The sequence below is a fragment of the Citrobacter sp. TBCS-14 genome (assembly GCF_005280805.1).
In the GTDB taxonomy this organism is placed as follows: domain Bacteria; phylum Pseudomonadota; class Gammaproteobacteria; order Enterobacterales; family Enterobacteriaceae; genus Citrobacter; species Citrobacter gillenii.
Genome location: NZ_SZWM01001288.1, coordinates 1 through 213 on the forward strand (window position 1 = coordinate 1; position 213 = coordinate 213).

The 213-nt window shown below is 58.7% G+C and carries 1 pseudogene; it reads left to right on the plus strand.

From position 1 onward, the window contains the following. Positions 1-213, plus strand: a pseudogene (locus FDX22_RS27410) (4-(cytidine 5'-diphospho)-2-C-methyl-D-erythritol kinase); the annotation flags it as partial.

Consider the following 213-nt stretch of genomic DNA (forward strand, 5'->3'; position numbering starts at 1 on the left):
AGCGCGTTTGCTAATGACAACGGCGTCTGAAAGCAATCGTCTTCCCAAAGGGAGCGGCGCGGACATCAGTATCGACAAACGCCTGCCGATGGGCGGCGGCCTCGGTGGTGGCTCATCGAATGCCGCCACCGTTTTAGTGGCGCTGAATCAGCTGTGGCAGTGTGGGTTGTCTGTAGATGAACTGGCAATACTGGGCTTAACGCTGGGCGCCGA